Raw genomic sequence first — 19861 nt, 5'->3', positions numbered from 1 at the left:
CACCAAAGGCAACGCTACCGCCCCGTACGGAGGGAGCGACGCCACGTGAGCTGGACACCGGGTACGGCGCGAGTCGCCCGCCGCGTCGCCGCGGCGGCCGCCCTGGGCGGAGGGGGCCTCACCGCGCTCGGCGCGGCGACCTACGGCCTGCTACTGGCCGAGGCGCTGGTGGCCCGCCGCACCGTCGGCCGCCCGCACGGCATGGAGGGACCGCCTTCGGACGGGGTGTACGGGGCCTTCGACGGCGAGCCCGTCAGGATGGTCATGCTCGGCGACTCCACCTCCGTCGGCCTGGGCACCTCGGAACCCGCGGAGACACCCGCCGTGCTGATCGCGAACGGGCTGGCCGTGATCGCCGAGCGGCCGGTGCGGCTCACCGTGACGGGCAGGTCGGGAGCGACCTCCGCGGAGCTGGGCGAGCAGGTGGACAAGGCGTTGAAGGCCAGGCCCGAGATCGCGGTCATCTTCATCGGGGCGAACGACGTCACCTCGCAGAGCAGGCCCGCCCACGCCGTACGACACCTGCGCAAGGCGGTCGAACGGCTGCGGAAGGCGGGGGCGGAGGTGGTCGTGGGCACCTGCCCCGACCTGGGCACGGTCCGGCCGATCGCACAGCCTCTGCGCTGGGTGACGCGGCGATGGAGCCGCCAGCTCGCCGCCGCGCAGACCGTCGCCGTGGTCGAGGCGGGTGGGCGGACGGTGGCCTTCGCCGACCTGCTGGGGCCGGAGTTCGACACGAACCCCACGGAGATGTTCGGCCTTGATCGTTTTCACCCATCTACCCAAGGCTATCTCCAGATCGCTTACGCGGTGCTACCTTCCGTATGCAGTGCGTTGGAACTCTGGCCCGAGCCCCGGGTCCGGCGCACTGAGTCGATCTACCTCGCGGCGGCCAAGGCCGCGGAGGAGCCCGGCGCCGAGGTCTCCGCGACCCGTGTCGCCGGGCGAGCGACCGGACCTCACGGACGGTGGGTGACCATACTCGGCCGAAGGCCGTGGATGCGGCCCAACGACGCCTGAACACGGTCACCCTCCGCTGCGAAGCCGTAACGCCTCGCCCGCATTGGAGTGGAATACCCGTGATCCGGCCCCTCGCGAAACCGGCCCTGGTGCTCGCCGGAGCTTTGACCCTGGGCGGCTGCTCCGGCACTGAAGCGGCCACCCCCGACCATCCCACCTGGCACAACACCGAGGTGAACGCGGTCAGCCGCACCACCGCCGCCGGTGGCGTCGCCACGACGACCTCCATGAAGCCCGACGGCACGCTGGAGACGGTCGCCCTCGACCTCGCCACGGGCAGGAAGCTGTGGGCCCACCCCTCGACCATGGCGGGCCGCCTGCCGGGCATGGGGGTGCCCGCCCCCGCGATCGTCGAGACCGCCACCGGGCAGACCGTCGCGGTGACGATCGACCCCGCCAGGCGGGGCCACTGGAAGGCCACGCTCGTCGGCCTGGACGCCAGGACCGGGGCCCGCAGGTGGCGTCGCCCGGTGCACTCCACCTTCGGCCCGCAGCGGTGCGGGGCGTTCGTGTGCGTGTCCGAGAACACCGCGCTCGCGAGCGCCCGCGTCGTCGTCCTCGATCCGGCCACCGGCAAGGCCATGTGGAAGATCCCCGGCATCGCCGAGGCCGAGTGGTCCGACGCCTCGCGCGTGGTGTTCCTCCGTCTGGCCCGCCACCCCGTGCTGGAGGCGCACGACCTCAAGACCGGCAAGGCCGTCTGGCGGCTCCCCGTCGAGCAGCCCCTCGGCGCCGGAGTCGACCTGTCGGGAGGCTGGTCCTTCGGCGCGACGGCGGGAAACCTCGTCGGATACGTCGCCCCCTACACCAATCCGAAGACGAGCAAGGTCTCCGCCTTCGGCCTGTTCTCCGTCAAGCTCTCCGACGGCACGGTCAACTGGATGCGCCCGTCGGTGGTCCGCGTCTATCCCAGCGGCAGTCCCGGCTTCGCCCCGGTGGTCCGCCCGGTCGACCAGGAGGGCCGGTACGGCGGGTTCGCCAGACTGGAGGCGGGGAGCGGCCGGGTGCTCGGCCAGATCTCCGCCGACCAGGTGCCCGAGGCGGGCTGGTGGCTCGCCTTCCCGCCTCGCATGGAGAAGGTCGGCTTCCTGCGGCACGGCGAGCCGGGTAGCGCCTTCGACCTTCCCACCGCCCGCGCGGCCGACGTCAAGGACGAGCGCGCCTGGTCCTTCTGCGTGACCGACCCCAAGCCGCTCGCACTCAAGGGCCAGAACCCCGGTTTCTACTCGGTGGCCTCGCTGTGCGAGTACAGGCTGGCCGACGGCAAGCGGGTGTCCGGCTCGGGCGCCCCGCCCCTCTGGTTCACCGGCAGTCAGAACGGCTGGCGGATGTGGCGCGACGAGAAGGGCGCTCTGCACGGGATCAGGGACGGCGACGGCACCTCCCCCGGCATGTACGGCTGACATCCGGCCGTACCGCCGTCACCCGTCACCGACAGGGCGACCGGGCCCCTTCCTCCGGTCGGGAAGGGGCCTCGCGCTCCCCGTACAAAGTTCTGTTTCAACGCCCCTGGGCGCGGTTTTGGGCATACCGCGCGGTACGCTCCGCAGGAGGAGCAGACATCAACCCAGGAGAGCCACATGCCCGAGGCAGTCATCGTCGCGACCGCGCGCTCGCCCATCGGACGCGCCTTCAAGGGGTCCCTCAAGGACATCCGCCCCGACGACCTGACCGTACAGATCATCCAGGCCGCGCTCGCCAAGGTCCCCCAGCTCGACCCGACCACGATCGACGACCTCATGCTGGGCTGCGGCCTGCCGGGCGGCGAACAGGGCTTCAACATGGGTCGCGTGGTCGCCACCCTGCTCGGCCTGGACGGCGTGCCGGGCACCACCGTGACCCGCTACTGCTCGTCCTCGCTGCAGACCACCCGGATGGCCCTGCACGCGATCAGGGCGGGCGAGGGGGACGTGTTCGTCTCCGTGGGCGTGGAGTGCGTCTCCCGCTTCGCCAAGGGCAGCTCGGACTCGCTGCCCGACACGACGAACCCGCTCTTCCTCGACGCCCAGGCCCGCACGGCGAGTGCCGCGGAGGGCGGCAGGGGAGTCTGGCACGACCCGCGCGAGGACGGCCTGATGCCCGACGTCTACGTGGCGATGGGCCAGACGGCGGAGAACCTCGCCGGGCTGAAAGGCGTCTCCCGGCAGGAGCAGGACGAGTTCGGTGTCCGCTCCCAGAACCTGGCGGAGAAGGCCATCGCCAACGGCTTCTGGGAGAAGGACATCACCCCGGTCACCCTGCCCGACGGGACCGTGGTGAGCAAGGACGACGGCCCTCGGGCGGGGACCACCTACGAGGCGGTCTCGGCGCTCAAGCCGGTCTTCCGGCCCGACGGCACGGTCACCGCGGGCAACTGCTGCCCGCTGAACGACGGCGCCGCCGCCGTGATCGTGATGAGCGACACCCGGGCCGCCGAACTCGGCATCACCCCGCTCGCCCGGATCGTCTCCACCGGGGTGACCGGCCTGTCCCCCGAGATCATGGGCCTGGGCCCGGTCGAGGCCTCGAAGCAGGCCCTGGCCAGGGCGGGCATGGCCATCGGCGACGTGGACCTCGTCGAGATCAACGAGGCGTTCGCCGCCCAGGTCATCCCGTCCTACCAGGACCTGGGGATCGACATCGACCGGCTCAACGTCAACGGCGGCGCCATCGCGGTCGGGCACCCCTTCGGGATGACCGGCGCCCGCATCACCTCCACGCTGATCAACAGCCTCGCCTTCCACGACAGGTCGATCGGCCTGGAGACCATGTGCGTCGGCGGCGGTCAGGGCATGGCGATGGTCCTGGAACGCCTCAGCTGAACCGGGCCGGGCGCGGTGTCGTCGGGCACCGCGTACCGGGGATATCTCCCGACGCGGGCCACCCCGGTCAGGCGAGCGCGCGGCCGGGGTGTGTCCGGGACGCGGTCAGCCGTGCACGTCGGGGCCGGCTCGGGTGATCGCGATCCTCAGGATCACCCGCCGCTCCCGCTCCATCGCGGCCCGGTAGTCGTCCCAGTCCGGGTGCTCGCCGGAGATGTCACGGTAATAGCCGACCAGGAGATCCATCGCCTCGGGCAGGGAGACGATCTCCGCGACGCCGTCGATCTGGATCCACTCACCGAAGAAGGCGTCGGTCGTCACGCAGAGCGAGACCTGCGGATTCCTGCGGAGGTTGCGTACCTTCGCCGCCGTCTCCCTGGTGCTGACGATCGCGTTCCCCTCCGCGTCGAGCCCCACGGTGACCGGGGAGAGTTGCGGACGGCCGTCGGCGTGTGAGGTCAGCATGACCGCTCGGTGGTTGGCGCGGATGAACCCGCGCGCCTTGTCATGATCCATGACTCCATCATGACCCACGCCGAAGCCCGCACCACCGGAGCGGCGCGGGCTTCACGGAGATGGACGGCTTACAGGTGGCGGGTACGGCGGTGCCGCTCGTGCTCGTGCACGATGGCCGCGGCGTAGCCGTGGGTCAGCCCGTGCTCGTTGGCGAGCCAGGTGGCTCGCTCGTCACAGCGAAGGAACGACGGGCCGTTGTCGATGGCTTGAAACCACTCTGGGAGTGCACGTCCGGTGATGTCCGGAACCCTGGCGATCAGCTTGCTCTGCGTCTCCATCGAGTGGTTCAACGACATGGGCACCTCCACGGATAGGCTCCTTTGCTCGACAGTGCATCACGAAAGCCCAGATAGCAAGCCCTGAGATGCTCTCTTCCTTCGCGGTTCGTCCATCCCCCTTTGCCTTCCGTTCACTCGTCCGTCGCCGGAAAAAACGAGAGGGCCCCGCCGGAACGCGTCCGGCGGGGCCCTCTCCGTGCTGTCGTCAGTCGCTACTCGAGAAGTAGCTCAGCAGGCGCAGGATCTCCAGGTAGATCCAGACCAGGGTGACGGTGAGGCCGAAGGCCATCAGCCACGAGTACTTCTCCGGGGCTCCGTTCCGCACGCCCTGCTCGACCTGGTCGAAGTCGAGGAGGAGGAAGAAGCAGCCGATGAGGATCGTGGCGATGCTGAACACGTAGGCCAGCGGGCCGCCCGACCGGATGCCGATGCCGTCCTCGATGAAGAACCCGGCGACCAGGTTGATGAGCATGAGACCCATCAGGCCCAGCCCGGCGGCCACGACGAACTTGGTGAACTTCGGCGTCACGCGGATGATGCGCAGCGAGTAAACGGTCAGCATGGCGGCGAAGGCCAGAGCCGTACCGACCACCGCCTGGAAGACGATGCCGCTGTACAGATCGTTGTAGACGTGGCTGATCACACCGACGGCGACACCGTAGGCGACCGAGTAGCCGAGGATCAGAACGGGGTTGGTGCTGGACTTGAACGAGATGACCAGGGCGAGGATCAGACCGACGATGACACCGGCGATCGCCGCGACCATGCCGAGGTTGAGCACCCAGGCGACCGCCGCCGAGACGACAAGCGTGCCAAGCGTGATGAAACCACGCACGACCACGTCGTCGATCGTCATCGTCCGCTGTGCGGGCGGCGCGTACGACGGCGTGTTGTACATGCCCTGAAGCTGGTCAGGGGTGGGGGTCGGCATGCCCCAACCTTGCTGCTGGCCCTTGGCCTGCCGACTGAATACGGGGTTCTTGCTCTCCATCGCTGCCTCCACGCTGCGACCTACGCGATCAGCGTATTAGATCGGTTGTCACACGGCCGTATCGTGCTGATATCCATGTTGTCCAGGCGACCGTACGGCTACCGCCGATGGTGCCAACGAACAGGTGGCGCCTTCGGTTCCCGGGCCTCACGTCTGTCTTGCCGCTCGCTCGTCGAAGAGCCGCTGCGACGCCTCGACCTCTTCGAGATTGCGGCGCGCCCACTCGCAGATGCCGGTCACGGCCACCGACAGGTCGCGCCCCATCCTGGTGAGCACGTACTCCACCGTGGGCGGCGAGGTCGGGTAGACGTTGCGCTCGACGATGCCGTCACGCTCCAGGGCCCGTAGCGTCCGGGTCAGCATGCGCTGGTTGATCCCCTCGATCCGCGCCTTGAGCCGGGAGAAGCGCTGGGCCTCGTGCCCCAGCGCCGCGATCACCAGCAGGGACCACTTGTCCCCGATATGACCGATCAACTGCCGGGCGACCCCGTTCGCCCCCAGCACGGACTCCAGGTTCGCCTCGCTACTCATGGTTACTATTTTATACCAGGGATACATCGAATCCCGGCCCTCGGCACTCCACGGAGAATGATCACAGTTATGTAACTCCAAAAGTTTTGCGAGCACATTTGGGAGGGGTACTCCCGACCGTTCGGCACGGGTCACACGGAGCCGGATAACACGAAAAGACCCGCGACCACGTTTTCACTGGTCGCGGGCCTTGTTCCGCAGATCATCATGAGTGCCCCCGGAGGGACTCGAACCCTCACTCGAACCCTTTTAAGGGGTTTGCCTCTGCCATTGGGCTACGGGGGCGCCGTAATCATACGTAACGGACCACTCATGCGTAACTGCTCAAGGCAACCGTCGCATCACTTCCGCTGAGAATCTTATGGATCGTCCCGCCTTCGGGGGACCCGGTCAAGGAATAGCACATCGCCGGGAACGGCGAACCCGGAGGTGGGCCTCGTCGGCCACCTCCGGGTTCGGGAGTTCCGTTCACTCTCCGGGTTCGGACGTCCGGTTCACACTCGGAGTCTGTTCGCCCTTCGGGCGTTCAGTTGCTCGCCGCGGCGCGGAACTCCGTGCGCGGTTCCTCGATCTCTCCGAGAGAGACGGTCTCGCGCTTGAAGAAGAGCGCCAGGGTCCAGTCGGCCGTCACCCGGACCTTGCGGTTGAAGGTGGGAACCCGCGACAGGTGGTAGGTGCGGTGCATGAACCACGCGGCGAGCCCGCGCAACTTGATCCCGTAGACGTTGGCGACCCCCTTGTGCAGGCCGAGCCCGGCGACGGAGCCGACGTACCTGTGCCGGTAGTCGACCAGCTCCTGCCCGCGCAGGCTCCGGGTGATGTTGTCCGCGAGGACCTTGGCCTGCCGTACGGCGTGCTGCGCGTTGGGCGCGCAGTACTGGCCGGGGTTGGTCAGGTCGGGCACCCCGGCCACGTCTCCCGCCGAGTAGGCGTCCTCGACGCCGACCACGGTGAGACGGGCGGTCGTCTTGATCCTGCCTCGCTCGTCGAGGGGCAGGTCTCCGGCGTTGACGACCGGGCTCGGCTTCACCCCGGCGGTCCACACGATGGTGGCCGACTCGAACTCGTCGCCGTCGGAGAGCTTGACCAGGCCGCCCTCGCAGGAATCGAGGCGGGTGTTCATCTTGACCTCGATGCCGCGCTCACGCAGCTGCTCGGCGGTCCACGCACCCATCTCGGGGCCCACCTCGGGGAGGATGCGGTCGGTGGCCTCGACGAGGATCCAGCGCATGTCCTCGCGGGAGATGTTGCGGTAGTAGCGGGTGGCGTCGACCGCCATGTCCTCCAGCTCGGCCAGCGCCTCGACGCCGGCGAAACCCCCGCCGACCACGACGAACGTCAGGGCACGCCTGCGCAGGGCCTCGTCGTCGTCGCTCTCGGCCCGGTCGAGGAGTTCGAGCACCCGGTTGCGCAGCGCGATCGCCTCGCCGACCGTCTTGAAACCGATCGCGGCGTCGGCCAGGCCGGGGATGGGGAGCGTACGGGAGATCGACCCGGCGGCCATCACCACGATGTCGTAGTCGATCTCGTGCGGGGTGCCGACGTTGGGGGCGAAGGTGACGGTCTTGGCCGCGTGGTTGACCTTGGAGACCTTGCCGTTGAGGATCGTCGCCTTCGAGAGCACGCGGCGGAGCGGGACGACGACGTGCCGGGGCGAGAGGTTTCCCGCGGCGGCCTCGGGGAGGAACGGCTGGTAGGTCATGTGGGATTCGGGGGTCAGGACGGTGATGCGCACGCTTCCATCGCGGAGCTCCCTGCGGAGGGTGTGCTGCAGGCGCAGCACGGTGTAGAGGCCGACATAGCCTCCACCCACGACCACGATGTGCTTGGAGTTGCGGTTCACTTCGACACTGTCCTTAGCTTCGAGGCTTGTGAAACCTTTCACAAGGATACGCTCACGCTTCCCGTCGCACCAGCCGCCCATCTGGCAAGCTGGCTCTAATTTCCGTCATCAGCTAGAAACATCACTCTTCTCAGCAGAATTCCGATCAATCTTCTCTTTGTGATCGACTTCACAAGCCTCGAAGCGCGTTCGCCCTGCTGAAGAGATCGTCGAGCATCTGTGCGGTCACCCTGCCGGTGAAGGTGTTCTGCTGACTGGGGTGATAGCAGCCGAGAAGGTGCGCGGGATTTCCCCGGGGAGAGGTGATCTCCACCTCGGCGCCGTGCCCGAAGGGCGGTCTCGGCCGCGGCAGGGCGTACCCGGCGTCCCTCAGCGCGGGCCAGATCGCCTGCCAGGCGAAGCCACCCAGCGCGACGACCACCCGTACCTCCGCCGAGACCAGGGCGACCTCGCGGGAGAGCCAGGGCAGGCAGGCGGCCCGCTCGGCGGGCTCGGGCTTGTTGGCGGGCGGTGCGCACCGGACCGCGGCCACCATACGCGCGCCGACGAGCCGCTGGCCGTCGTCCGCGCGAAGGCTCGTCTCCTTTACGGCCAGGCCCGTCCGGTACAGCGAGGCGAACAGCCAGTCGCCGCTGCGGTCTCCGGTGAAGATCCTCCCGGTCCTGTTGCCGCCGTGCGCCGCCGGGGCGAGCCCGACGATGAGGACCTCGGGCCTCTCGTCACCCCATCCCGCGATGGGCCGGCCCCAGTAGGTCTCCTCCGCGAACGCCCGCCTTCGCACCGTCGCCACCTCCTCGCGCCACTCCACCAGGCGCGGGCAGGCCCGGCAGACCGACTGCGCGGCCGTGAGCTCCGCGAGGGTACGGCTCTCCCCCGCGAGTTTCCGCACTTCGGCGGGGTCGTGGGCGACGGGGGTGCCGGGCTGGGCGGGGTCACCGGGCCAGCCGGATCCGGGAGGAACGTAGCTCATGTCCTCGATGGTGCCCGACACGCGAGAGCGCCGGGTCCACGCTCGCGACGCCCGGCGCGCGAGACCACCCGGTTCACGCCCTCACGGCGTCCGGCACGGGAGCACTCGACTCACGCCCGCACGGGAGCGCCCGGACCACCTCCCGCCTCGGGGAAGCCGGAAGACGGCGCGGGAAACGAGAAGCGGCGCCCGCTGGGTGCGGGCGCCGCCTGTTTCACTCGGGACACGGCCCGGCGTCAGCCGCCGGGCGCGCTACCCCGACCTACCGTGTCCTCGACGTTCTCAGCCGGCGGTCTCGGTGACGGTCGGGGTGGGAGTGGGGGTGGGGGTCACGGTCGGCGTCGGCGTCGGGGTCGGCTTCGGCGGGTGCTTGCAGAAGACCTTGCCGACCGCGGTGCCGGTGGTCGGGCCACCGTAGATCTCGATCGCACGCTTGGACTCACCGGAGGCAGAGGCGGTCCAGCTGTCGGACACGCTCTGGCTCTGCGAGCCGTAGCCGCTGAAGTGGGCGTACTTCCAGTCGCCCGCCACACCGTCGCTGATCCAGCGGTACTTCACGGTGGTACGGCCGCTCGCGCCGATCGTGCCGGTGAAGGTGCGGGTCGTCGGGCAGGTGCCCGCGTAGAAGGACGGACCGTCCACGGACGCCCAGACCTTCGGCGACGTGTCCTTGCACCAGATCTTGAAGTGGACGCGGTTGGAGGACGCCTTCACCGGGCCGACGACCTGCAGCACGGCCCAGCCCCTGAAGTTCTCACCGGGCTTGATCACGTGGACGACCTTGCGCGAGCCGTTGACGCGGATGGCGTCACGCTCGACGACCTCGCCGTTGACGACCCAGCGGTAGTGCACCCAGCGGGTACCGGTGGCGGTGATGCGACCGATCAGGGCAGCCTGGCAGTTGCCCTCGTCGACCCACGCGTCGGCGTCGACGCGGCGAGGAACGACGACCTCTTCCTTGTCGCCGTTGGAGCCACAGGTGACCGAGAACTTGCCCTTCGCGGAGGTGGCGCCACGCGGGGACAGGACCTGGATGGCCTGCCAGCCCTTGACGTTGCCCTTGAAGGTGGACTTCTCCTTGACCGTGAAGCTCTTGACGCCCTTGCCGCGGAAGGTGAAGGACTTCACCTTGCTCTTCGAGCCGTCACCGTGCAGCCACCGGTAGGCGACCGTGGTCTTGCTCTTGACGGCCTTCACCTTGATCTTCGAGGAGAAGGTCACGCCGACGGGGCACTCACCCTTGTACTTCGAGGGCGATGCCTTGGGGGTTCCGACAGAGACGGCCGGCTTCGGCTTGCCGACGGCCGAGGCCACCGTACCCGCCTGGCTCGAACCACTGGCCGCCGCTGCGGGCGTGGCCAGCATGCCTACTGCCATCGTCGCCAGCATGGCCGCGCTGGCTCCTGCTGCGGCTAGCTTGGTGGCTAGTCCGGACTTCATGAGGGGATGCTCCGTTCGTTGGGAAGCAAGATTGCTCGGGAGACGGTTGCCGCCCCGACAACAGTTGCGCCGGGCCCTACGGCAAAGCCTCACTAAAGCTTCTTTACCTAACCATAAACGGGAAGCTTTCCTCAATACTCCCTAAACGGGTTAATTGTCTAGATCTCGCTACGAGTCAGCAATCGACCACGCGATGCCATCGAGGATGTCGTGCTCGCTGGCGACCACGTCTCCGAAGCCGTAGCGGGTCACTATTCGGTCCAGGATGAGCGCCCCCGCCCCGATCACGTCGACCCTTCCCGGGTGCATGAGGGGAATCGCACCCCGCCGTTCAACGGTCATTCCAAGCAAGCGCTTGGCAACGTCATGCACCTGACCTGCGGAAATTCGCGAATGATGAATTTTCTTCGGATCGTATTCCGGCAGATCAAGCGCTATTCCCGCGACGGTGGTCACGGATCCCGCGAGCCCGACCATCGTCAGCGCCCGCTCCACGGGCACCTCGGCCGCGACCCGGTCGAGCGCGTCGTCGATGTCGGCGGTCATCGCCTCGACCGCCTCCGCCGACGGAGGGTCGCCCGCGTCGCGCAGGTGGCGCTCGGTCAGCCGGACGCACCCGATGTCGACCGAGAGCGCGGCCTCCACGTGCGTCGAGCCGAGCACGAACTCGGTCGAGCCGCCACCGATGTCGACCACGAGGTACGGCGGGCGGGTGCCCTCGGGGGCGGGCAGGCCCGTCTCCTCGGAGAAGCGCACCAGATCGCGGGTCGCCCCGGCGAACGACAGCTCCGCCTCCTCCGCACCGGTGATCACCTCGGGCTCCACGCCGAAGATGTCGCGCACGCCGTCCACGAAGTCCTGCCGGTTGGCGGCGTCCCTCGTCGCGCTGGTGGCGACCACACGGACCGAGGAGGCCCCGAGCCCGTCGATGAGCCCCGCGTAGCCGCGCATGGCGGCGAACGTACGCTCCAGGGCCTCCGGCGCCAGCCTGCCGGTCCTGTCGACCCCCTGACCCAACCGGACGATCTCCATCCGGCGCTCCAGGTCGATCAGCCTGTCCCTGCCGACGTCGGCGACGAGCAGACGGACGGAGTTGGTGCCACAGTCGATCGCGGCGACGCGGATCACTCGGTCTCCTTCGAGGTCGGTGCCACGGCCTCGGCACACGGGGCTACGGACTGGTCGACGCACGGCCCGGCGGACCACCAGTCGCCGAGCGCGTCGAGGGCCTCGCGGCCGAAGGGGTTGCCGCCCGGCACCGCGAGTTCGTGCCCGACCAGGGCGTGCAGGCACTTGACCCGGGTCGGCATGCCCCCGGTGCTCTGCATGTCTCGGGGCAGCGGCTCCAGGCCCTCCTCGGCGGCCGCCCTGTCACGACGCGCCACATAGTCGTCGTGCGCGGCCCGGTACGCCTCGGCCAGCTTCGGATCCTCGGCGAGCCTGGCCTGCATGTCCCGCATCATCCCCGAGGTCTCCAGCCTGCCGATGGCCGAGGCGGCCCTGGGGCAGGTGAGGTAGAACAGGGTCGGGAAGGGCGATCCGTCGGGCAGCCTCGGGGCGGTCTCGACGACGTCGGGAAGCCCGCACGGGCAGCGATGCGCCACCCTCCGCAGTCCTCGCGGCGTCCGGCCGAGCTGTCGCTCCACCGCCGCCACGTCGCGGTCGTCAACCATTCGTGGACACCCCCCTGAAAGACGACAACCAGGGTATCGGCGTCACCCGGCGGACTTGGCCGCCTTCTGTCCCCCGCCGCTGTCGGCGGCCTTCACCGAGTCCCACAGCGTCTCGTACCACGGCGGCCTGGCGACGGCCTTGCGCTCACCGGTCGTGCCCTTGCCCGTCGAGGGGGAGTCTCCCATGACGACGTAGCACTTCTGCCCCGGATCGCAGTAGAAGAGGCGCTCCCTGCCCTGCCGCTTGATGAAGCCCGGGTCGAGGAGCTGCTTGGAGCGGTCGTCAAGGGCCTTGATCGCGGCGATCTCCCTCGCCTTCTCCTGCTCCAGCTGGGCGATCTGGCGGCGCTGGGCGACGTACTCCCTGATGGGGTAGGCGAGGCTCATCGCGATCGCGCACACCACGATCGCGAGCACCGCGGCCCGTCCCGTCAACTGTGGTCGTGCCGCCATGCGTCCCCCTCCGTCTCCACGCTCCGTATCGACGCTCGTCCGCGGTGTGGCTCGCGCCCGGATCCGGGCGCGAGCCGCCAGCAGAAAACTACCGCCGGAAGCGCGGGAACGCGGCGCGACCCGCGTAACGGGCCGCGTCGTCCAGAAGCTCCTCGATGCGGAGCAACTGGTTGTACTTGGCCACCCGGTCGGAGCGGGCCGGGGCGCCGGTCTTGATCTGGCCGCAGTTGGTGGCCACCGCGAGGTCGGCGATCGTGGTGTCCTCGGTCTCGCCCGAGCGGTGGCTCATCATGCAGCGGTAACCGCTGCGGTGGGCCAGGTCCACGGCGTCGAGGGTCTCGGTCAGCGTGCCGATCTGGTTCACCTTGACCAGCAGCGCGTTCGCGGTGCCCTCGGCGATGCCGCGGCCCAGACGCTCGGGGTTCGTCACGAACAGGTCGTCGCCGACCAGCTGGACCTTGTCCCCCAGGGCGCGGGTGATGGCGTTCCAGCCCTCCCAGTCGCTCTCGTCCAGGGGGTCCTCGATGGAGACCAGCGGGTAGTTGGCGACCAGGTCCTCGTAGAAGGCGATCAGCTCGGTCGCCGACAGGCCCTTGCCGTCGATGGTGTAGACGCCGTCCGAGTGGAACTCGGAGGCGGCCACGTCCAGGGCGAGCCCGATGTCCTCGCCCGCGACGTATCCGGCCTTCTCGATGGCGACCAGGATCAGGTCGAGCGCGTCACGGTTGGAGGGCAGGCTCGGCGCGAAGCCGCCCTCGTCGCCGAGGCCGGTGGCGTACCCCTTCTCCTTGAGGACCGACTTGAGGGCGTGGTAGACCTCGGTGCCCATCCGCACGGCCTCGCGGAACGTCTCCGCCCCGATCGGGGCGATCATGAACTCCTGGATGTCGACGTTGCTGTCGGCGTGCGCGCCGCCGTTCAGGATGTTCATCATCGGCACCGGCAGCACGTGCGCGTTCGGACCGCCGAGGTAGCGGAAGAGCGGCAGCTCGGCGCTCTCCGCGGCGGCCTTGGCCGCGGCGAGCGAGACACCCAGGATCGCGTTGGCGCCCAGACGGGCCTTGTTGGGCGTGCCGTCGAGGTCGATCATCACCTGGTCGATGCTGCGCTGCTCGGCGGCGTCGAACCCGAGGATCTCGTCGGCGATCTCGTCGGTCACACCGAGAACGGCCTTCTCGACACCCTTGCCGCCGTAGCGCTCGTCGCCGTCACGCAGCTCGACGGCCTCGAACTGGCCGGTGGACGCGCCGCTGGGAACCGCGGCGCGCCCCTGGCTGCCGTCGTCCAGGAGGATGTCGACCTCAACCGTCGGGTTGCCCCGGGAGTCAAGGATCTCTCGGGCGGTAACGCCCTCGATGGAAGCCACGAAGCGCTCCTAAAGTCGCAGGACAGTTTGCCTCGGAAGCCTATCGAGATCCCCATACCGACACGGCGACCGGCCCACCGCCGAACAATGTTCGCGCAATTTCCATACAAACCTCCCACCGCACCCCACCGCCCCCATGCCCCACCCATCCCCCAACCTTCACCAAGAACCGCCCCAAGAACATGCCCCACTCGATCGGGATAACCGCCACCGAATGGCCTCACCGCCACATCCCCAGAAGCCCTGGGAACACCACCAAGGCCCCCTGAGGACATGCCCAACCCGCCTTTCCTCGCGGGACTACCCGTGAGGCCGCGCCGGCGACTGGACTGAGGAGAGGGAGGTCGCGAGGAACGAGCGATCTTCCTCGACGAGGGAAGGAGCCGGACAAGAGCGGCCTCACCGCGACGCGAAGCGTCGCAAACAAACAGGAGCCGGACAAGAGCGGCCTCACCGCGACGCGTCAGCGTCGCAAATCACCCGCCGAACCGCGACGCGTCAGCGTCGCCGACAACACTTCTCACCGCGACGCGAAGCGTCGCTTATAGGCACGCGCCACGGCCCGCAGTTCCGCCTCAGGGTCGATTCCGGCCGCCTGAGCCTGCCGTACGAGCTCGAAGAGCCTCGCCCCCAGACCGTCGGCGGGTACCCCCTCGGGAAGGGTCGTCGGGGCTCCGACGCCCTCGGCGCGGCGCAGGAGCTGCGCGACAAGAGAGAGCGCCGGCTGGCCCATTGGGACGCCGTCGACGACCGAACCGGGGTCGCCGCCGTTCTTGGCCGCGCGCTCGGCGGCCTTGATGGTCTCCCAGTTGGCGCTGACCTCTCCGGCGCCCTCGACCCGGGTGTCGGCGAAGACGTGCGGGTGCCGGCGGACGAGTTTGGCGACGATGCCCTCGGCCACGTCGTCGACGTCGAACCCTTCCGGTCCCTCCGCGGCGACCCGCGCGTGGAAGGCGACCTGCAGGAGCAGGTCGCCCAGTTCCTCGCGCAGCGCCGCGCGGTCGCCCTCCTCGATCGTCTCCAGGACCTCGTAGGCCTCCTCGATGAGGTACGGGGCGAGGGACTCGTGGGTCTGGCGGGCGTCCCACGGGCATTCGACCCGGAGCCGGTCCATCACCGAGACCAGGTCGAGCAGTCGCGCGCCCGGCAGGTCGTACGAGCCCGGCACGACCTCGATCACCGGCGGGTCGTCGAGCACCACCGCGGCGTGGCCGATGGAGCGCATCAGCGCCTCGTCGGCCTCCAGCCACACGACGGTCCCCGAGACGGCCTCGCGGACCAGCGCGGCCGGGTCGCAGACGACCACCTCGACCTCGACCCCCGCCTCCGCCAGGTAGGGCAGGTGCGGGTGGTCGGCGGACCCGGTGCGCACCGGGCCCTCCTCAAGGACCTGCCACGCGCGGCGGCTGAGCAGCCCGGGAGCGACCCGGGGCGAGGTGGTGACGACGATCAGCGACATGCCGAGCTACTGCTGCGGCGGCGCGGGCGGCGCGTCGGCGGGGCCGGGAGCGCCGACGGTGCCGAAACGGCCGGCGTCGGCGAAGACGCCCGGCTGCTGCTCGCTCCGCTCCTCGTTCAGCTTGCCGTACCGGGGGTTCCAGGTGATCGGCATCGCCTGCAGGTCCTGGAGCGCCTGCTTCTGGCCGCGCTGGATGGCGGCCTCGTCCGTACCGCCGCCGTACTTGGCGACGAGCTTGCTGACCATCACCTGCGACTTCAGGAACTCGCGTGCCTGCGAGGGCGCCACGGCCTGCTGGAGCATCTGCTGCTCGAACTTCTCCTGGCCTCCCTGGCCCGCGATCACCTGGTCGACCTCGCCCTCGGTGACCGTGATGCCCTTGCTTGTCGCGACCTGCGCGTACTGCTTGGCGTTGGCCAGCTGGAAGAGCACGAGCTGCGGGACGCTGTCCTGGAACTGCAGCTGCGAGGCGGACAGGCCGGCCTTGGCCAGCGCCGCCTCGTACTCCCGCACGTTCCTGTCCAGCTCGCCCGAGCTGATGCGCTCCCCGCCCACGATGGCCGCGGCACCGGCCTGGTTCGGAGAGCAGGCGGTCAGCGCGACACCGGCGGCGACGACCGCCAGGATGACGCGGATTCGAGTCGACTTCACATGCGTTCCCTTCACGACAAACGCCGCTTACTCTACCCGCACGGTTTCGAGGAACATCGCCTCGACAAGATCACCGCACCACTTGAGCAGATCCAGGTCGCGCAGCGGCTGGCCGCCGAGGGGCCTGGTCTTGGGCACCGGCACCAGCAACGTACCGGCCGCCTGCTTCAGCAGCGCCTTCGGGTAGAGCCTTTGCAGCCTGACCTGCTGGGAGTCCTTCAGGTCCACCGGCGCGAACCTGATGTTCTGCCCCTGCAGGGTGACGTCGGTGAGCCCGGCGCGGCGGGCGCGGACGCGGAAACGGGCGACCTCCAGCAGGTTCTCCACCGGCTGGGGCGGCCGTCCGTACCGGTCGACGAGCTCGTCGCGCACCGCGCCGATGTCGGAGTCCGAGCCGATCGCGGCGATCCGCTTGTACGCCTCCAGCCTCAGCCGCTCCGAGGTGACGTAGTCGTGCGGGATGTGGGCGTTGATCGGCAGCTCGACCTTGACGTCGGGCCGCTCCTCCTCCTGGTAGGTGCCCGCCAGCTTCGCCTTCTGCTCCTGCACCGCCTCGGCCATCATGCGCACGTACAGATCGAAGCCGACGCCCGCGATGAAGCCCGACTGCTCGGCGCCCAGGATGTTGCCCGCGCCGCGGATCTCCAGGTCCTTCATCGCCACGTACATGCCCGCGCCCATCTCGGTGTGCTGGGAGATCGTGGCGAGGCGTTCGTGGGCGGTCTCGGTGAGCGGCTTCTCCGGCGGGTAGAGGAAGTAGGCGTAACCGCGCTCGCGGCCCCGGCCGACCCGGCCGCGCAGCTGGTGGAGCTGGGACAGGCCGTAGTTGTCGGCCCGGTCGACGATGAGGGTGTTGGCGTTGGGCACGTCCAGGCCCGACTCGACGATCGTGGTGCAGACGAGCACGTCGAAGTCGCGCTCCCAGAAGCCCACCATGATCTTCTCCAGCTGGTGCTCCTGCATCTGGCCGTGCGCGACGGCGACCCTCGCCTCGGGCACGAGCTCGCGCAGCATGGCCGCGACCTTGTTGATGCTGGCCACGCGGTTGTGGACGAAGAAGACCTGACCGTCGCGCATCAGCTCGCGCCGGATCGCGGCGCCGATCTGCTTCTCGTCGTACGGGCCGACGAAGGTGAGGATCGGGTGCCGTTCCTCGGGCGGGGTGAGGATCGTGGACATCTCCCTGATGCCGGTGAGGCCCATCTCCAGCGTGCGGGGGATCGGGGTGGCCGACATGGCCAGCACGTCGACCTGGGTGCGCAGGTGCTTCATCGCCTCCTTGTGCTCGACGCCGAACCGCTGCTCCTCGTCGATGATGATCAGGCCGAGCTGCTTGAACCTGACCTCCGGCGAGAACAGCCGGTGCGTGCCGATCACGACGTCGACCGAGCCCTCCCGCAGCCCCTCCATGGTCGCGGAGACCTCTCCGTCGCTCTGGAACCGCGACAGCGGCCTGACGTTCAGCGGGAACCCGGAGAACCGCTCGGCGAAGGTCGACATGTGCTGCTGCACCAGCAGCGTGGTCGGCACCAGGACCGCCACCTGCTTGCCGTCCTGCACGGCCTTGAACGCCGCCCGCACCGCGATCTCCGTCTTGCCGTAGCCCACGTCGCCGCAGATCAGCCGGTCCATCGGGATCGGGCGCTCCATGTCGCGCTTGACCTCGTCGATCGCCTCCAGCTGGTCGCCCGTCTCGGCGTAGGGGAAGGCGTCCTCCATCTCCCGCTGCCAGGGGCTGTCGGGCGCGAAGGCGTGTCCCGGCGAGGCCATCCGGGCGGAGTACAGGCGGATCAGCTCTCCGGCGATCTCCTTGACCGCCTTCTTCGCCTTGGTCTTGGCCTTGGCCCAGTCGGCGCCGCCCATCCGGTTGAGCGTGGGCGACTCGCCGCCGACGTAGCGGGTGACCTCGTCGAGCTGGTCGGTCGGCACGTAGAGCCGGTCGCCCTTGGCGTACTCGATCACCAGGTATTCGCGGGTGGCGCCCTGCACGGTCCGCTGCACCATCTCGATGTAGCGGCCCACGCCGTGCTGCTCGTGCACGACGTGGTCGCCGACCTTGAGCTGGAGCGGGTCGACCATGTTGCGGCGCCGGGAGGGCAGCCGCCGCATGTCCTTGGTCGACGCCTTCTGGCCCACCAGGTCCAGGTGGGTCAGCACGGCGAGCGCCGGGGTCACGAACCCGTGCTCGACCAGGCCCGTGGTGACGTGGACGACCTTCCTGTCCGGCACGGCGTCGAGCCCCGGCTCCAGGCGCGCGGGCAGGTCGACGCCCTTGAGCAGCTCGACCATGCGCTCGGCGGGGCCGTGGCCCTCGCTCAGCAGGACGACGACCCGATCGGAGTCGAGCCAGCCCTTGATGTCGGACAGCGCCCGCTGGGTGTCGCCACGGTAGGACTCGACCTCGTGCGCCCGCAGCGCCGTACCCCCGCCGAGGCCCTCGGCGGCGTCACCGTCGGCGCCGGCGCCGAACGGCGCGAGTGACCACCAGGGCCGGCCGAGCCGCCGCGCGTGGTCGCGGACCTCCTCCAGGTCGCGAAAGGCCGCCGCACCCAGGTCGATCGGCGCCTCGCCGCCGGACGCGGCGTTGATCCAGGACGCCTCCAGGAACTCCTGACTCGTCCGCACCAGCTCGTCGGCACGCCCCCGGATCCGCTCCGGGTCGCACACGAAGATCGCCGACTGGCTCGGCAGGTGGTCGATGAGCAGGTCCATCTCCCCGGCGAGCACGGGCGCGAACGCCTCCATGCCCTCCACCGGCACGCCCTCGGCCAGCTGCTCCAGCGTCTCCACCAGCGAGGGATGCGCCTCGGCGAGCTCCCTCGCCCGCTGCCTGACGTCGTCGGTCAGCAGCAGCTCACGGCAGGGGGCGGCGAACAGCCCGTCCTCGGCCACCTCCAGCGAGCGCTGGTCGGCGACCTTGAACCAGCGGATCTCCTCGACGGTGTCGCCCCAGAACTCCAGCCGGAGCGGGTGCTCCTCCGTGGGGGGGAAGACGTCGAGCAGGCCGCCCCGCACCGCGACCTCGCCGCGCTTCTCCACCATGTCGACCCGGTGGTAGCCGTTCTCCACGAGACTGTGGACGACCGTGTCGAGGTCTGCGTCGTCCCCCGCGCGCAGCCGCACCGGCCGCAGGTCGCCCAGCCCCCGGACGATCGGCTGGAGCAGCGCCCTGATCGGCGCGACGACCACGTGCAGCGGCCCCGCCGAGTGGTCGCCCTCGACCGGATGGGCGAGCCTGCGCAGCACCGCCAGACGCTGCCCCACGGTGTCGCTGCGCGGCGACAGGCGCTCGTGCGGAAGCGTCTCCCACGCGGGGAAGACCGCGACGGTGCTCTCGTCCAGGAGGCTGGTGAGGGCCGAGGCGAGATCCTCGGCCTCGCGCCCGGTGGCGGTCACCGCCAGGACGGTCCTCGCCTCCCCCTTGGCCCCCTCCCTGGCCAGCGCCGCCACCGCGAAGGGGCGCAACGCCGGCGGCGCGACCAGCGACACGTCGGACGAGTCGCCCCCGCGCACGTCCTGAAGAAGGGAAGCCAGCTCAGGCTCCCCGGCGACAAGGTCCAGAAGTCCGGAAAGACTCATCAGATTCGCCCACAGCCCCACGATGGCAACACGACAACCCCGAGCCGAGAGAACACGGGGGGTACCCGCCCAAGGCTACCGAATAGCGGGCCGGTGCTCCGGCCTTCGGATACGCGGGACCAGCCCGTGAGGCCGCGAGAGACGAACGACCTCCCCCAACAAGGAAAGGAGCCGGACAAGAGCGGCCTCACCGCGACGCCCCAGCGTCTCCAATGGCGGGACTCCCCGTGAGGCCGCGCCGGCGACTGGACTGAGGAGGGGAAGGTCGCGAGGAACGAGCGATCTTCCCC

17 protein-coding genes and 1 tRNA gene are annotated in these 19861 nt (G+C 69.4%); 3 read left to right on the top strand and 15 right to left on the bottom strand.

Features of this window, described 5'->3' with window-relative positions; translation table 11 throughout:
• The first annotated feature begins 45 nt into the window (after window positions 1–45).
• The 3 genes from AB0B90_RS21475 to AB0B90_RS21465 all read left to right on the top strand — a co-directional run bounded on the left by AB0B90_RS21475 (window position 46) and on the right by AB0B90_RS21465 (window position 3821).
• Window positions 46–1020, top strand: coding sequence for an SGNH/GDSL hydrolase family protein (locus AB0B90_RS21475; protein WP_350949988.1), 975 nt, complete (start codon window positions 46–48; stop codon window positions 1018–1020).
• A gap of 59 nt (window positions 1021–1079) precedes the next feature.
• Window positions 1080–2423: a PQQ-binding-like beta-propeller repeat protein gene (locus tag AB0B90_RS21470; protein ID WP_362924261.1), complete on the top strand. Its 1344-nt coding sequence runs from the start codon at window positions 1080–1082 to the stop codon at window positions 2421–2423.
• 177 nt (window positions 2424–2600) lie between these two features.
• Window positions 2601–3821: an acetyl-CoA C-acetyltransferase gene (locus AB0B90_RS21465; protein WP_362924259.1), complete on the top strand. Its 1221-nt coding sequence runs from the start codon at window positions 2601–2603 to the stop codon at window positions 3819–3821.
• A gap of 105 nt (window positions 3822–3926) precedes the next feature.
• On the opposite strand, the gene AB0B90_RS21460 is transcribed toward AB0B90_RS21465, so the two are convergent.
• From AB0B90_RS21460 to mfd, 15 genes are all read right to left on the bottom strand, one after another.
• Window positions 3927–4337, bottom strand: coding sequence for a PPOX class F420-dependent oxidoreductase (locus AB0B90_RS21460; protein WP_350949991.1), 411 nt, complete (start codon window positions 4335–4337; stop codon window positions 3927–3929).
• 68 nt (window positions 4338–4405) lie between these two features.
• Window positions 4406–4633, bottom strand: coding sequence for a DUF4287 domain-containing protein (locus tag AB0B90_RS21455; RefSeq protein WP_350950018.1), 228 nt, complete (start codon window positions 4631–4633; stop codon window positions 4406–4408).
• A gap of 187 nt (window positions 4634–4820) precedes the next feature.
• The gene (locus AB0B90_RS21450; protein ID WP_350949992.1) at window positions 4821–5606 is read right to left on the bottom strand and encodes a Bax inhibitor-1/YccA family protein; all 786 of its coding nucleotides are present in this window, start codon (window positions 5604–5606) and stop codon (window positions 4821–4823) included.
• Between the two features lie 147 nt (window positions 5607–5753).
• Window positions 5754–6137 (bottom strand): helix-turn-helix domain-containing protein, encoded by a 384-nt coding sequence (locus tag AB0B90_RS21445; RefSeq protein WP_350949993.1) that lies wholly within the window; start codon window positions 6135–6137, stop codon window positions 5754–5756.
• Between the two features lie 212 nt (window positions 6138–6349).
• Window positions 6350–6422: transfer RNA gene (locus tag AB0B90_RS21440), tRNA-Leu, on the bottom strand.
• Window positions 6423–6663: 241 nt separating this feature from the next.
• Window positions 6664–7980: an FAD-dependent oxidoreductase gene (locus AB0B90_RS21435; RefSeq protein WP_350949994.1), complete on the bottom strand. Its 1317-nt coding sequence runs from the start codon at window positions 7978–7980 to the stop codon at window positions 6664–6666.
• 169 nt (window positions 7981–8149) lie between these two features.
• Window positions 8150–8950, bottom strand: a complete 801-nt coding sequence (locus tag AB0B90_RS21430) for a uracil-DNA glycosylase (RefSeq protein ID WP_362924256.1) — start codon at window positions 8948–8950, stop codon at window positions 8150–8152.
• A 282-nt stretch (window positions 8951–9232) separates the two neighbouring features.
• Window positions 9233–10390, bottom strand: a complete 1158-nt coding sequence (locus tag AB0B90_RS21425) for a hypothetical protein (protein ID WP_362924254.1) — start codon at window positions 10388–10390, stop codon at window positions 9233–9235.
• A gap of 168 nt (window positions 10391–10558) precedes the next feature.
• A complete protein-coding gene (locus AB0B90_RS21420) occupies window positions 10559–11518 on the bottom strand; it encodes a Ppx/GppA phosphatase family protein (RefSeq protein ID WP_350949997.1) in 960 nt (319 codons plus the stop codon).
• On the bottom strand, window positions 11515–12063 hold the full coding sequence (locus tag AB0B90_RS21415) for a DUF501 domain-containing protein (RefSeq protein ID WP_350949998.1): 549 nt from the start codon (window positions 12061–12063) through the stop codon (window positions 11515–11517). Before AB0B90_RS21415 ends, AB0B90_RS21420 begins: the two co-directional genes overlap by 4 nt.
• Window positions 12064–12105: 42 nt before the next feature.
• The gene (locus AB0B90_RS21410) at window positions 12106–12516 is read right to left on the bottom strand and encodes a septum formation initiator family protein (RefSeq protein WP_350949999.1); all 411 of its coding nucleotides are present in this window, start codon (window positions 12514–12516) and stop codon (window positions 12106–12108) included.
• A gap of 88 nt (window positions 12517–12604) precedes the next feature.
• Window positions 12605–13882, bottom strand: a complete 1278-nt coding sequence (gene eno / locus AB0B90_RS21405; protein WP_350950000.1) for a phosphopyruvate hydratase — start codon at window positions 13880–13882, stop codon at window positions 12605–12607.
• Between the two features lie 520 nt (window positions 13883–14402).
• Window positions 14403–15341, bottom strand: coding sequence for a MazG family protein (locus tag AB0B90_RS21400; RefSeq protein ID WP_350950001.1), 939 nt, complete (start codon window positions 15339–15341; stop codon window positions 14403–14405).
• A 6-nt stretch (window positions 15342–15347) separates the two neighbouring features.
• Window positions 15348–15992, bottom strand: coding sequence for a SurA N-terminal domain-containing protein (locus tag AB0B90_RS21395; protein ID WP_362924251.1), 645 nt, complete (start codon window positions 15990–15992; stop codon window positions 15348–15350).
• 27 nt (window positions 15993–16019) lie between these two features.
• The gene (mfd, locus tag AB0B90_RS21390) at window positions 16020–19571 is read right to left on the bottom strand and encodes a transcription-repair coupling factor (RefSeq protein WP_350950003.1); all 3552 of its coding nucleotides are present in this window, start codon (window positions 19569–19571) and stop codon (window positions 16020–16022) included.
• Between the last annotated feature and the right edge of the window lie 290 nt (window positions 19572–19861).

Origin of the sequence: Streptosporangium sp. NPDC049078, from assembly GCF_040648855.1 — a bacterium.
GTDB lineage: Bacteria > Actinomycetota > Actinomycetes > Streptosporangiales > Streptosporangiaceae > Streptosporangium.
The sequence above is the reverse complement of the archived record's forward strand: the minus strand, read 5'-3'. Positions and strand labels throughout refer to the sequence as shown.